14 protein-coding genes are annotated in these 13198 nt (G+C 62.1%); 9 read left to right on the top strand and 5 right to left on the bottom strand.

Going from position 1 to position 13198, the window contains the following annotated elements; translation table 11 throughout:
* A partial coding sequence (locus VEK15_12165; protein HXV61445.1) for a DUF481 domain-containing protein occupies positions 1 to 346 on the bottom strand: 346 nt, incomplete at its 3' end.
* Between the two features lie 34 nt (positions 347 to 380).
* Complete coding sequence (locus VEK15_12160; protein HXV61444.1) at positions 381 to 1592, bottom strand: amidohydrolase family protein; 1212 nt, start codon at positions 1590 to 1592, stop codon at positions 381 to 383.
* A 91-nt stretch (positions 1593 to 1683) separates the two neighbouring features.
* Here VEK15_12160 and VEK15_12155 point away from each other — a divergent pair, with 91 nt between their 5' ends.
* Entirely contained in the window at positions 1684 to 2859 is a 1176-nt protein-coding gene (locus VEK15_12155; protein ID HXV61443.1) for a DUF1343 domain-containing protein, read from the top strand.
* Here the strand turns inward: VEK15_12155 and VEK15_12150 are convergent.
* Positions 2850 to 3758, bottom strand: a complete 909-nt coding sequence (locus VEK15_12150) for a GNAT family N-acetyltransferase (protein HXV61442.1) — start codon at positions 3756 to 3758, stop codon at positions 2850 to 2852. The two genes, VEK15_12155 and VEK15_12150, sit on opposite strands and share 10 nt — an antisense overlap.
* A gap of 233 nt (positions 3759 to 3991) precedes the next feature.
* Here VEK15_12150 and VEK15_12145 point away from each other — a divergent pair, with 233 nt between their 5' ends.
* Positions 3992 to 6235, top strand: a complete 2244-nt coding sequence (locus VEK15_12145) for an NADP-dependent malic enzyme (GenBank protein HXV61441.1) — start codon at positions 3992 to 3994, stop codon at positions 6233 to 6235.
* Positions 6236 to 6238: 3 nt separating this feature from the next.
* Here the strand turns inward: VEK15_12145 and VEK15_12140 are convergent, their stop codons facing one another.
* Both VEK15_12140 and VEK15_12135 read right to left on the bottom strand, forming a co-directional pair.
* Entirely contained in the window at positions 6239 to 6901 is a 663-nt protein-coding gene (locus VEK15_12140) for a methyltransferase domain-containing protein (protein HXV61440.1), read from the bottom strand.
* A 99-nt stretch (positions 6902 to 7000) separates the two neighbouring features.
* Positions 7001 to 7735, bottom strand: coding sequence for a TIGR04283 family arsenosugar biosynthesis glycosyltransferase (locus VEK15_12135; GenBank protein HXV61439.1), 735 nt, complete (start codon positions 7733 to 7735; stop codon positions 7001 to 7003).
* A gap of 41 nt (positions 7736 to 7776) precedes the next feature.
* On the opposite strand from VEK15_12135, the gene VEK15_12130 reads away from it, so the two are divergent.
* The 7 genes from VEK15_12130 to VEK15_12100 form a co-directional block, all read left to right on the top strand.
* Positions 7777 to 8784, top strand: a complete 1008-nt coding sequence (locus VEK15_12130; GenBank protein ID HXV61438.1) for an isocitrate/isopropylmalate dehydrogenase family protein — start codon at positions 7777 to 7779, stop codon at positions 8782 to 8784.
* A 176-nt stretch (positions 8785 to 8960) separates the two neighbouring features.
* Positions 8961 to 9356, top strand: a complete 396-nt coding sequence (locus VEK15_12125) for an NADH-quinone oxidoreductase subunit A (protein ID HXV61437.1) — start codon at positions 8961 to 8963, stop codon at positions 9354 to 9356.
* Positions 9357 to 9386: 30 nt separating this feature from the next.
* A complete protein-coding gene (locus VEK15_12120; GenBank protein ID HXV61436.1) occupies positions 9387 to 9905 on the top strand; it encodes an NADH-quinone oxidoreductase subunit B family protein in 519 nt (172 codons plus the stop codon).
* Entirely contained in the window at positions 9902 to 10447 is a 546-nt protein-coding gene (locus tag VEK15_12115; protein HXV61435.1) for an NADH-quinone oxidoreductase subunit C, read from the top strand. Before VEK15_12120 ends, VEK15_12115 begins: the two co-directional genes overlap by 4 nt.
* A gap of 15 nt (positions 10448 to 10462) precedes the next feature.
* Positions 10463 to 11647: an NADH-quinone oxidoreductase subunit D gene (locus VEK15_12110; GenBank protein HXV61434.1), complete on the top strand. Its 1185-nt coding sequence runs from the start codon at positions 10463 to 10465 to the stop codon at positions 11645 to 11647.
* A complete protein-coding gene (gene nuoH, locus VEK15_12105; GenBank protein ID HXV61433.1) occupies positions 11647 to 12789 on the top strand; it encodes an NADH-quinone oxidoreductase subunit NuoH in 1143 nt (380 codons plus the stop codon). The genes VEK15_12110 and nuoH overlap by 1 nt, the downstream gene beginning before the upstream one ends.
* On the top strand, positions 12786 to 13198 hold a 413-nt coding region (locus VEK15_12100), incomplete at its 3' end, for a 4Fe-4S dicluster domain-containing protein (protein ID HXV61432.1). The genes nuoH and VEK15_12100, both read left to right, overlap by 4 nt.

The raw sequence follows: 13198 nt of genomic DNA, 5'->3' as shown, positions 1-13198 counted from the left end.
AGCGGCCGAAGAGATAGTAGCGCTCGTTGTCGAGCTCGCGCATGGTGTCATCGACGATTTCAAAATCATCGGGAGTTCCGACGGCGAACCGATCGTCGGGGGTCTGCGTGCGGAGAGCGCCGCCGCGGAAAGAGAGCTCGGCGTTCTCCCAAGTCCGAACGAGGCGGTCATCGACGCTGAGCGTGGAGGTGGAGGAGTTCCCCGACGTCACGACGAAGGCCAGGTCGGCGACGTTCGACCAGCCGAGCTCCCGCTCTTCGTCCCGGTTGCGCGAGACGCTCGGGTCCTGGCTCCAGAGCTCGGGAGTCGTTGCCAGAATCAATGCGACCATTCCTACGAAACGCATTTGCCTCCTTGAAGGCGCCTGACCGAGCGCCAGGCTATCGCTGCGCGACGGGGAGCGATTCCCGTCTTATCACCTGGCCCCCCTTGACGACCAAACGGATGTTTCGGAGAGCGGAGATGTCCACCGTTGGATCCGAGGCCACCGCGAGGATGTCGGCGTATTTGCCCGGCGCGATGCTGCCGAGGACGTCCGCCGCCTGGAGAAGCTCGGCAGCCCGGATCGTCGCGGAACGGATCGCCTGTCGCGGCGTCATGCCGGCGGCCACGTAATACTCCGCTTCCCGGATGGTCGCGGTCGTTCCGTCGTTTGGCTCGAAAGGGAACTGGTCGGTTCCGAGGGCGATGCTAACGCCTTCCTCGATCGCCATCCGCAGCGATTCCCAGTGGAGAGGTCCGACGGACTTGACCCGCTCCAGATACCAGGGCGGCGAGCCGATCCGCTCGAAGAAAGGCATCGTCTTGGGCTGGCTGACGACGATGGTGGGAACGAGCCACGTGCCGTTCTCCTTCATCTTGCGCAGCACCTCGCGGGTCAGGAAATAGCCGTGCTCGATGCAGTCTATCCCGGAATCGATGGCAATGCTGGTGGCCGACGGTGATCCGGAGTGCGCGGTGACCCTTGCGCCGAAACGGTGGGCGGCGTCGATGACCGCCTCGATCTCGTCGGGCGTCATCAACGCCTCGGCGATGTCGCCCCTCGGCGTGGCGATTCCTCCGGAGATTGCGATTTTGATCCAGCTTGCCCCCGCCGCGATCTGCTCGCGAACGGCCTTTCGAAGCTCGTACGGGCCGTCGTGAGTCTCCTCGTCGGCGCCGTGACCGCCGGTGATATCGACCATCTCACCCGCGCTGAAGATACGCGGACCGACGGCATCGCCACGATCGATGGCCCGCTTGAGCGCGAGGTCCACGTGCCTCTCGTCACCGGGAAGCCGGATCGTGGTAACGCCAGCTTCCAATGTCCGTCTCGCGTTGGCCGCCATGCGAAGCGCGAGCTCGGCTTCGGTCTCGTTGGCGAGCTCGGCAGCCATGCTCCCCGGAAGCACCAGTCCGAGGTGAACGTGGACGTTGATGAGACCGGGGATGAGATACGTCCCGTCCGCCCGGATCACCTCGGCGCCTTCGGGGATCGACGAGCCGATCGCCCGAATCCGATCGTCCTCAATCACGACCACCGCGTCGGAGATGGGAGGCCCGCCGTCGAGGTCGAGGAGCGTGGCACCCGCGAGGGCGATCTCCAGGATCATTCGACCTCCGAATGGTTCGTCGTTCTCCGAAATCGGATCGCCAGGGTCATGGCCGCCCAGCATACCATCCCGTCGGTGCGATAATGGATTGATGCCTGTCTCGCTGCGAACCGGGCTCGATCGACTTCTGGACGAGGAGTTCGACCGCATCGCCGGAAGACCCATCGGCCTCATCGCGAATCCGACTACCGTCGACGCTTCGTTCCGGCATGCGATCGAGCTCATTCGAGCTCGTCCCGAGGCCCGGCTCGAAATGCTCTTCGGCCCCGAGCACGGCATCCGGTCGACGGCGCAGGATCTCGTCGAGGTGGAGGATGGCCTCGACCCGGTTTCCGGTCTACCGGTCGTGAGCCTCTACGGCCCCACCCGCGTTCCTTCAGAGAAGATGTTGTCCGGGCTCGACGCCGTGGTCTTCGACGTGCAGGACGTTGGCGCACGGTATTACACGTACGTCTGGACCATGGCCCACGCGATGGAGGCCTGCGCACGTGACGGCAAGGAGCTCATCGTGCTCGACCGACCCAATCCCATCGGCGGCATCCTGGTCGAGGGGAACGTCATCGAGGGCAGCCACCTTTCCTTTGTCGGGCTCTACCCGGTTCCGAACCGACACGGGATGACGGTCGGAGAGCTCGCCCGGTTTGCCAACGACGAGTTCGGCATCAATTGCCGGCTTACCGTGGTCGCCATGGAAGGATGGAAGCGCTCGCAATGGTTCGACGAGACCGGCCTTCCTTGGATCTTGCCATCGCCCAACATGCCCACACTCGACACCGCGACGGTCTATCCCGGCGCCTGTCTTCTCGAGGGAACGAACCTGTCCGAGGGAAGGGGCACGACCCGCCCGTTCGAGATCATGGGAGCGCCCTGGATCGACGGCGCCAAATTGGCCGCCGCGCTCGATCGCGAGCATCTTCCCGGCGTCGTGTTTCGTCCGGTCGCTTTCGAGCCAACCTTTCAGAAATTCGCGGGAGAACGATGCGGCGGCATCCAGCAGCACGTCGTCGACCGCGAGGCCTACCGGCCAGTGCGAACGGGCTACGCGATCCTTCTCGGGGTACGCCGTCTGTGGCCCAACGAGTTCTCCTGGCGGCCGCCGCCCTACGAGTACGAGCTCGAGCGTCCGCCCATCGATATCCTCGCGGGGAACACCCGGATCCGCGAGCTGATCGAGCGCGACGCACCCCTCTCCGAGATCGAAGGATCGTGGCAGGTCGACCTCGCGCGCTTCAAGAAGGTGCGCGAGCGCTATCTCCTCTACGATTGACCACCCGCCGGATTTCGACGCACGATGAGCGAGATAGTGGTCGAGAGCGCGTCCGCCCAGCGTTTCTTGTAGCTCACCTCCGTTCCCAGGTCGTAGCGATCGATTCCCACTCCTGCTAGACGGCGGATCTCTTCTACCTGACACAGGTTCCCGAGCGACAGCGCCTCGTAGCGCCGGTCGAAGCTGAACTGAAGGCCCCGATAAGTGCGGCCCACGACGCCTCCAAGGATGTAGGCCACATCCTGGCCTTCGACCCGAGCGAAGCTCAACCGGCGCAAACCGCGGGCAGCGAGCCGGCGGTTCATCTCCTCGTAGAACGAGCTCATCGGCTGGGTATCGATGCCCACCCGGCGCGCACCTTTCCAGCTCCGTCGCTCGACGTCGAGGATCCTTCGGAAGCTCTCTTCGGGTGCGAGATCATCTGCCACTTCAAATTGCAGCCCATTGACGGCAGCGAGTCGCTCGGCCCTCCTTAGGTTCCTTTGAAAATCTCTCGATCGTCTCGAGAGAAACCCATCCAGACCACCGCCGATGTCGGCCACGTAGCGTCGAGTGGCAGGTCCCGTCGACACCGGGTAACGCGGTCCCAGTCGCGCCTGAAGAGTGCGATGCAATGGGGAGCCGGGGGCTACGCCCGTGAGAAGCAGCCCGTTCCACGGCACCCGGGTCAAAAGGTCGAGCAGCAGACCGACGACGGCCTCGGGCTCGGAGCCGATCAGGGGACAGGCCAGTCCCCACATCGCCTCGAGCGGATACAGATTCGTGGTACCGCCGAGAACAACCCAGCAGTCGTCGTCCTCGGCTATAGCCGCGTTGGGAGACCCGTGCAAGAACCTGGCGGCGGGAAGGATCCAGTGCGAGCCGGAGCAGAACCGGTCGATGTTCTCCGAGCGACGCACCGCCTCGTCGTAACGATCCGACGAGGAGTCCAGCTCGTCTAGGGATAGTCGTCTCAGATGTGGGTGACTCCCGAAAGACGCGAATGGACGCGATGAAAGCTACGCATCTCGATGGATCGACCCGTGACTCGGCCCCCGTCTCGAGCGGAACGAAGTCTATCAGGGTTTGTCCGGCTCAGCTACCAGGCGGATTTTGATACAATCACGCTCGTTTTCAAGGCACGGAGGAACGCGTGATTCGAAAGCAAGAGGCTCTTGACTACCATTCCCGGGGCAGACGAGGCAAGATCGAGATCAGGCCAACCAAACCCACGAGCACCCAGCACGACTTGTCGCTCGCCTACAGTCCCGGCGTCGCCGAGCCCTGCCTCGAGATCCATGCGAATCCCGAGGAGGTGTTCACTTACACGACCAAAGCGAATCTGGTCGGCGTCGTTTCGAATGGAACGGCGGTGCTCGGGCTCGGCAACATCGGTCCTCTCGCGGCGAAGCCCGTCATGGAAGGCAAAGGGGTGCTGTTCAAGCGCTTCGCCGACATCGACGTATTCGATATCGAGCTCGCCACCTCGGATCCCGATGAGCTCATTCGCGTCGTGAAAGCGCTCGAGCCCACCTTTGGGGGCATCAACCTCGAAGACATCAAGGCGCCCGACTGCTTCTACATCGAGGAAACGCTCAAGCAAGAACTGGACATTCCCGTCTTTCACGACGATCAGCACGGGACCGCTATCATTTCTGGAGCCGCCTTGCTGAACTGGCTCGAGATAACCGAGAAGGACATCGCCCACGTCAAGGTGGTCATCAACGGTGCGGGGGCGGCCGGCATCGCCTGCGCCGAGCTCATCGAGAACCTCGGGGTGGCTCACGACAACATCGTCATGTGCGACTCCAAGGGGATCGTCTACCGCGGCCGTTCGGAAGGCATGAACCGATACAAGGAACGTTATGCCGTCTCGACGAGGATGCGGTCGCTCGAGGATGCGATGGCGGGCGCGGACGTGTTCATGGGCGTCTCGGTCAAAGACGCCGTCTCCAAGAAGATGGTCGCTTCGATGAACGCCCGTCCGCTCGTCATGGCGATGGCGAATCCCGACCCCGAGATCAGCTGGGATGACGCGATGTCGGTACGTGACGATCTCGTGATGGCCACGGGTCGCTCGGATTATCCCAATCAGGTGAACAACGTCCTCGGCTTTCCCTTCATATTCCGGGGCGCGCTCGATGTTCGCGCGCGGGCGATCAACATGGAGATGAAGATGGCGGCGACCCGAGCGCTCGCCGAGCTCGCCCGCGAGGATGTGCCCGACTCGGTCATGAAAGCCTATGGGGTGGAATCGATGCGCTTCGGCCCCAACTACATCATCCCGACACCGTTCGACTCTCGTGTCTTGACCTGGGAGGCTTCTGCGGTCGCGAAGGCGGCCATGGAGACTGGGGTCGCTCGCATCGAGATCGACATCGACGCCTACCGGGAGAAGCTCGAGGCTCGTCTCGGCCGTGGACGCGAGGTGATGCGCTACGTGCTCGGGCGCGCCAAACAGCAAAGAAAACGGATCGTATTCCCCGAGGGAGAGGAGATCAAGATTCTGCGTGCGTCTCAGCGACTGGTCGACGAGGGTATCGCCTCGCCCATTCTTCTCGGTCGCCCCGACGTCGTTACCGAGCACGTTCGCGAGCTCGGGCTCGACCTGAACGGAGTCGAGATCGTGGACCCTGCCGTTTCGGGAAAGCTCGACACCTATCTGGAGCGGGTCTACGCCCTGAGAGCGCGACGTGGGGTCACGAGAAGCGAGGCGCGCGAGCTTCTGCTGAACCGAAACATGTTCGGCTGCATGATGGTCGAGAGCGGCGACGCCGACGCCATGGTTGCCGGCTTGACCCAGCATTACCCGGATACGATTCGCCCCGCGCTCCAGGTCGTCCGGGTGAGACCGGGCTCCCGCGTGGCGGGCGTGTACATGATGGTCTTCCAGAACGACATAAAGTTCTTTGCCGATACGACGGTGACCATCGAGCCGACGGCCGACGATCTCTGCGAGATCGCGATGGAGGCGGCCGAAGTAGCGAGGCGCTTCAATATCGAGCCGCGGGTCGCGATGCTGAGCTTCTCGAACTTCGGAAGCGTCCGCCATGCCCTTTCCGAGAAAGTCCGGCGAGCGGTCGAGCTGCTCTCCGAGCGCGCACCCGATCTGCTCGTGGACGGCGAGATGCAAGCGGACACGGCCGTGGTTCCCGAGATACTCACGGGAACCTACCCTTTCAGCCGATTGAAGCAAGCGGCAAATGTCCTCGTGTTCCCCAGCCTCGAGGCGGGCAATATCGCCTACAAGCTCATCCAACGGTTAGGCGATGCCAAGGCGGTGGGACCCATCCTCGTCGGCCTCAGTAAACCGGTTCACGTTCTTCAACGGGGCGCGGAGGTCGACGAGATCGTGGACATGGCCGCCATCGCCGCGGTCGACGCGCAGTCGGGCTGATTCTCAGTCGGCCGGGGCGTCGAATATCAGGAAGTACTGGACGGGGAGGAAGTCATGGTCCCCCGCGAGACGGAATCCAGCGGCGCCGATCTCGTCGATCAGTGATTGTTTCGCGATTCTCATTTCTTTCGAGGGACCGTCTTCGAGCTCGGCGTCCTTGTGAAAGTCCACGATAGCGAGTCGGCCGCCGCGACGCAGCGTGCGCGCGAGGATTCGGTAATAGTCTTGGCGAGAGTCGATGTGGTGGATGGTGTTGCAGATGAAGATGAGGTCGACGGAGCTCGGCGCGAGCATCGGGCTCGAGGCGGTGGCCAGCACCGGAACGATGTTCGGCTGTCCCTCACGCAGGGCCCTCTCCGCTACGTAGCGGAGCATGTTCGGCTCGAGGTCGACGGCGTACGCGATTCCGTCGTCGCCCACGGCTCTCGCGAGCCGGCGGGTGAAGTAGCCCGTTCCCGCCCCGATATCCGCGACCGCGTCACCCGGGGATAGTTTCAAGGTGCCAACGACCTCGTCGGGTTTTTGCTGCGCATCTCGCTCCGCGTTCTCGAAGGCTTCGACCCATTGTTCCGTGGCGGTGAACGAGTGCTGCGGATCGTGATGCTGTTGCTCGTGCCCGTGATGCTGGAACGCGGTCGCGAGTGCGATCAAGAGTGTGGTGAACATGGTGGAACCGAACCTCCCTCGAGCTCCGGCACCAGGATAGCTCCCTCCGCCACGCTTCGCCAGGGATGAGACCAGGACTCGAACGCCCTGGCGGGTGCCTCAATCGATCTCGGCCAGCACGCGCTCGGCCGCCTCCGAGCCGGGTCTCCCTAGAAATCTGCGATAGACGGGCTCGAGCTTCTCGGGCGACACCCCTGCCAGATACAGCGAGACCATGCTCCAGTTGAGCAGCGTCGTCGGCAAAGGGCCCAATCGGTCCCAGTGTCGAGTACCGGTAACGATGGGGGCGTCGAGCGCGACGAGGCGTCCGAAGCGCTTGAGCTCTCTCACCATGGCCACGTCCTCCAGGAATGGCAGGTCGCGATAGCCGCCGACCGCCTCGAAGGTCTCGCGGCGCACGAAGAGCCCCTGGTCACCGTACGGCGTTTTGAGGTACCGCGATCGGAGGTTCGAGCCGAGCGCGACGAGACGAAGTGCGAGACCGGCCTCTCGAATCACGAGCTTGAACGAGCCAGCCACCACGGCGGGATCCGCGAGGGCGGTTCGGATCGCGAGACCGGCGTCGGAGGAGAGCACGCAGTCGGCGTGCACGAAGATGAGAACGTCGCCTGACGCGGCGCTGGCGCCGCGGTTCATCTGCCGGGCGCGGCTTCTCGATCCCGTGACTACCCGGGCGCCTCTCGAAACCGCGATCGCCACCGTCTCGTCGAGGCTCTCTCCATCGGAAACGACGACTTCCGCGTCGAGCGCGAGCGAGTCGAGCGTTCGTGCGAGGTTGCCCGCTTCGTTGAAGGTCGGCACGATGACGGAAAGCTTCACGGACGGACGAGGCATTCTACAACCAGATTCCAGAATATAATGACCGACGACTCACCATGGCCTACCGCATCACCCTCATTCCCGGCGACGGAATCGGTCCCGAGATCACGGATGCCGTCATTTCGGTTCTCGATGCAACGAGGATCGCCTTCGAGTGGGATCGACACGAAGCGGGCATCCGTTCCTACGAGAAGACGGGAAACCCTCTGCCCCCCGAGCTCCTCGATTCGATCCGTCGGAACAAAGTGGCGATCAAGGGTCCGCTGACGACTCTCGTCGGCGAAGGATTTCCCAGCGCCAACGTCGCACTCCGGAAAGAGCTCGATCTGTACGCCAACTTGAGGCCGGTGCGGACGGTCGAGGGCGTCCCATCACGCTACGAGAATATCAACCTCGTCATCGTTCGCGAGAACACCGAGGATCTCTACTCCGGGATCGAGCACATGATCATGCCGGGCGTGAGTCAGGGCCTGAAGGTCATCACCTCGCATGCGTCGAGCCGGATCGCGCGATTCGCCTTCGAGTACGCGATGCGTCGGGGTCGCAAGAAAGTGACGGCGGTTCACAAGGCGAACATCATGAAGCTTACCGATGGGTTGTTCCTCGAGAGTGCGCGAAACGTGGCGAAGGAGTACCCCGCCATCGAGTTCGACCACAAGATCGTCGACAACCTGGCGATGCAGCTCGTGCTCGATCCCAACCAGTTCGACGTACTGCTGCTGTCGAACCTCTACGGCGACATCATCTCGGATTTGTGTGCCGGCCTCGTCGGCGGACTCGGAATGGTACCGGCGGCGAACATCGGCGAAAAGTACGCCGTCTTCGAGGCGGTGCACGGCTCGGCGCCCGATCTCGCGGGAAAGGGCATCGCCAATCCCACGGCGCTTCTGTTCTCTGGTGTCCTCATGCTGCGACACCTTGGGGAGAACGATGCGGCGGATCGCCTCCTCCGTGCGGCCTTCGCCGTTCTGAGAAAAGGGGAGATCCGTACTCCCGATCTCGGCGGGTCCGCCTCGACGACGGACTACGCCCGGGCCGTCACCCGTGAGCTCGAAGGTGCTTAGAGCTTCGTAAATCCTTCGTTTTTTGAGTTGCCCGTCCTCGGACCCGTCGCTATAATACCCGCCTTGTATGGCGTTAGGCCGTCCTCGCGCTCCGAATCCTTTGAATCTAAAAGACTTTTGGCCTTGGTTGCATGTGGAGACTGCCGCTGAAATAATTCCTTCGAGGGGAATCTCGGATGATTGAGTACGTCGGTGTCTTGCTCTTCTTCGCCGCTTCCGCACTCGTGGTCGGTGCGGGGCTATTCGTCTCGAGCCTCGTCAGACCGAGCAAGATCACTCGCGAGAAGATCATGCCCTACGAATGCGGCGAGAACCCTGTCGGCACACCCTGGGGCGTCCAGTTCAACATCCGCTTTTACGTTTTTGCGCTGGTGTTCCTGATTTTCGACGTAGAGGCGATCATGCTCGTTCCCTGGGCGGTGATCTACCGTGAGTTCGGATTGCCGGCCTTCATCGCGGGGATGATCTTCATTGCGATGCTCGTCCTGGGTCTCGCCGACGTGTGGCGCAAGGGCGACCTCGAATGGGTCCGAGGCGAGGAGCGCGAGGCGATCAAGAAGAAGGCCGCCTGACCCGCGGGACTCTCGGGGACAAGGAGCGAAATGGATCTCGTCAAAGCTCTCGGAACACAACAGTTCATGCTCACCAAAGTCGACGCTGTGGTGAACTGGGGGCGTCAATCGGCCATCTGGCCGATGGTCTTCGGGCTTGCCTGCTGCGCCATCGAGATGATGGCGGCGGGAGCGAGTCGCTTCGACTGGGACCGTCTCGGGCTGATTCCCCGCGCCACGCCGCGGCAGTCCGATCTCATGATCGTCGCCGGCACGGTGACCCATAAGATGGCAGTTCGAATCAAACGCCTCTACGAGCAGATGTCCGAGCCAAAATACGTCATCTCGATGGGAAGCTGCGCCAACAACGGTGGGCCTTATTGGCAGCACGGATACCACGTCGTGAAGGGCGTCGACCAGATCATCCCCGTCGATGTCTACGTCCCGGGATGCCCACCCCGCCCGGAAGCGCTGCTCTACGGGATCATGGCACTGCAGGACGTCATCCGCGAGCGGTCCTTGATGGATGATCCTCGCGAAGGACGAAAGCCCGTGGAGGTGCCGGCTTGAGCCTTCAGGCGGGGGATATCCAAAGAAAGCTCGAAGAAAAGTTCCCCGGAACGATCGTCGGGGCGACGCTCGACGTCGTCGATCCTTTCCTCGTCGTCGATTCGGGCGCGATCGTTCCCATCTGCACCTATCTGCGCGATGAGCCCGAGCTGGCGTTCGACACTCTGCACTGTCTGTCGGCCGTGGATTACCCCAAGGAAGACCGCATCGAGATCGTCTACCATTTGACGTCGCTGAAACACCGTCACTGGATCGTCTTGAAGCTCCATCTTCCGCGGACGGAAACGAAAACGTCGTCGGTCGAAAGCGTTTGGCCCACGGCAAACTGGCACGAGCGCGAAGCCTATGACCTCTTTGGCGTCGTTTTCGAAGGCCACAGTGACTTCCGGCGAATCTTGTTGCCCGAGGACTGGCCCGGGCATCCGCTGCGAAAGGACTGGGAGTGGCCCGACGAATGGCATGGCATCGCCGTCAAACCCGGAGAACAGTTCAGCCAGCGTGCGATGGCCGGTGAAAAAATCGGCATCGGTCCATTCGACTGATCGGCACAGGAAATCATGAGCACGACCACCAGGACCATCTACAAGGACATCGAGCCCGACTCCGCCTACGCCTTCAAACCGGAGGAGCTCGAAGAGGACGAGATGATCCTCAATATGGGTCCCCAGCATCCGTCGACCCATGGGGTGCTTCGTATCGAGCTCAAGACCGACGGAGAGATCGTCAAGGATGCGCAGCCGCACATCGGCTATCTCCATCGCAATTTCGAGAAGCACGCCGAGAACATCGACTATCAGGGCGTCATTCCGTTCACCGATCGAATGGATTACGTGGGCTCGATGGCCAACAGCCTCACCTATGCAATCACCGTGGAAAAGCTCATGGCGATCGAAGTCAACCCGCGGGTGCAGGCCATCCGGGTCATCGTCTCGGAGCTCCAGCGGATCGCTTCGCATTTGCTAGCCATCGGAACCTACGGAATGGACATCGGGGCGTTCACGCCCTTCCTCCACTGCTTCCGAGAGCGGGAGAAGGTCCTGGACCTGTTCGAGTGGCTGTGCGGTGCCAGGCTCCTCTACAACTACAACTGGGTGGGAGGGGTCTCACACGATCTGCCCGAAGGCTGGACCGACCGGTGCCGGGTCTTTCTCGACCAGTTCGAGCCCGTGGTCGATGAGCTCGACGACCTCTTGAGCCACAACCGTATCTTCACCAAGCGCACGGCGGACGTCGGCGTGATCTCCCCCGAGTTGGCCGTCGCTTACGCTTTATCGGGGCCGAACCTCCGCGGCTCCGGGATCAAATGGGACATCCGCAAAGAGGCTCCGTATTGCGGGTACGAAAAGTACGATTTCGACGTTCCCATCGGACAAGGGCGCTACGGGCCGATCGGCTCGTGCTGGGATCGGTACTACGTGCGGGTCGAGGAGATGCGCCAGAGCATTCACATCACGCGGCAGGCGGTCGATGCGCTGCCTCCCGACGGCGACGTGCACGAGAGCGTTCCCAAGCGGGTCAAGCCGAAACCCGGCGAGGTCTATGCTCGTACCGAGACACCGCGAGGTGAGCTCGCCTTCTACATCGTGAGCGACGGGGGGCTCATTCCTTATCGAGTGAAAGGCCGTTCGCCGTGCTTCGTCGCGATGTCGGTCTTCCGCGAGATTGCCCGAGGGGAGATGATCGCCGACATGATCGCGATCATCGGAAGCCTCGACATCGTACTCGGAGAGATCGATCGCTGATGGCCATGAAGCGACCCGATCTCGAAACGAAGATCTCGAACGTTCTCTCTCCCCTCGTCGTCATGGGTGCGTTCGGATTTCTCGCGCTCATCGCCATTCTGCCGCAGATCGCGGGCCTCATCCGGGCGCAGCTCCAGGCCAATCTCTCACCCACTCTCGCGGCTGTCACCGCGATCGCCCTCGGAGTCGGGGGAGTCATCTTCCTCCTCACCCAGCTTCCTATCTTTCTCATATGGTTCGAAAGGAAGGTTGCCGCTCACACTCAGGACCGTCTGGGCCCGATGCGGGTCGGATGGCACGGCGTGCTCCAGAGCTTTGCCGACGGCATCAAGCTCGTCTTCAAGGAAGACATCATCCCCGAGGGCGCCGACCGGACGCTTTTCAAGATAGCTCCGTTTCTCGTGACCATGGGCGCTTTTGCTGCTTTTGCCGTGGTCCCCTGGGGGCCAGGGCTGGTCGTTTCCGACCTGAACATCGGTCTTCTCTATGTCGTCGCCATCACGTCGCTCGGCGCCATCGGTATTCTCATGGCCGGCTGGGCGTCCAACAACAAATACGCCCTCTACGGAGGAATGCGCTCGGCGGCGCAGCTGGTCAGCTACGAGATCCCAACGGCGATCATCATCCTTGCGGTCGTGGCTCAGGTGGGAAGCCTCAACTTGCAGGACGTGATCGCGGCCCAGTCCGACGGGCTCTTCGGTGAGAACCGGTGGTTCATTACCCGGTTGTACGGATTGAACGTCGTTGCCTTCATCGTCTTCTTCGTGTGCGGGCTCGCGGAAACCAACCGAAATCCGTTCGACATTCCCGAGGCGGAATCCGAGCTAGTGGCAGGGTTCCACACGGAGTACAGCGGACTGAGGTTCGCTTTCTTTTTCCTCGCCGAGTACGGCGCCATGTTCTTCGTCGCCGGCCTCGCCGCGATTCTTTTTCTGGGAGGATGGGTGGGCCCGTACTTCTCCGGGCCGCTGGTCTTCTTTATCAAGGCGCTGGTGCTGGTGTTCGTCCAGATGTGGCTGCGATGGACGCTGCCGCGGCTTCGCGTGGACCAGCTCATGGCGCTTTGCTGGAAGTACCTGATCCCCATCTCCTTCGTCGTGCTGGTGGTCGTCGCGTTCCTGAGTGTTGGAGAGGCAGCATGAAACAGTACTTCCTCGACATCGGTGATGCGCTCTTCACCGTCGCCAAGGGTATGGCGGTGACCATGCGGCACCTGTTCCAGCGAAATGTTACCCAGCAGTACACCGCGGACGAGATGCCCGAGGAGCGATGGAGGTCGACCTTCTCTTCGAAAACCCAGGAGCCCATCGTTCCCCAGGGCCTGCTCAACGACCGCTCTCGTATGCGCCTTCACGTCAAGATCGAGGATTGCATCGGCTGCAAGCAATGCGAGAAAGCCTGCCCGGTCGACTGCATCTACATCACCACGGAGAAGAGGGCCAAGGACGCGCTCCCGATCTTCGCCGCCGACGGCACCGCAATCAAGCAAAGCGTCGTGCAGTTCGACATCGACATGTCGCTGTGCTGTTACTGCCAGCTTTGCGTCTACCC

The organism is Vicinamibacteria bacterium (assembly GCA_035620555.1).
Lineage (GTDB): Bacteria > Acidobacteriota > Vicinamibacteria > Marinacidobacterales > SMYC01 > DASPGQ01.
Note: the sequence above shows the minus strand (reverse complement) of the source record. Positions and strands in the feature narration are given on the sequence as shown.

Coding starts and splice junctions, on each gene's coding strand:
- VEK15_12110 (HXV61434.1), top strand. CDS start 10,463: ATGAGCACGACCACCAGGACCATCTACAAGGACATCGAGCCCGACTCC.
- VEK15_12135 (HXV61439.1), bottom strand. CDS start 7,735: ATGCCTCGTCCGTCCGTGAAGCTTTCCGTCATCGTGCCGACCTTCAAC.
- VEK15_12140 (HXV61440.1), bottom strand. CDS start 6,901: ATGTTCACCACACTCTTGATCGCACTCGCGACCGCGTTCCAGCATCAC.
- nuoH (HXV61433.1), top strand. CDS start 11,647: ATGGCCATGAAGCGACCCGATCTCGAAACGAAGATCTCGAACGTTCTC.
- VEK15_12125 (HXV61437.1), top strand. CDS start 8,961: ATGATTGAGTACGTCGGTGTCTTGCTCTTCTTCGCCGCTTCCGCACTC.
- VEK15_12130 (HXV61438.1), top strand. CDS start 7,777: ATGGCCTACCGCATCACCCTCATTCCCGGCGACGGAATCGGTCCCGAG.
- VEK15_12160 (HXV61444.1), bottom strand. CDS start 1,592: ATGATCCTGGAGATCGCCCTCGCGGGTGCCACGCTCCTCGACCTCGAC.
- VEK15_12155 (HXV61443.1), top strand. CDS start 1,684: ATGCCTGTCTCGCTGCGAACCGGGCTCGATCGACTTCTGGACGAGGAG.
- VEK15_12120 (HXV61436.1), top strand. CDS start 9,387: ATGGATCTCGTCAAAGCTCTCGGAACACAACAGTTCATGCTCACCAAA.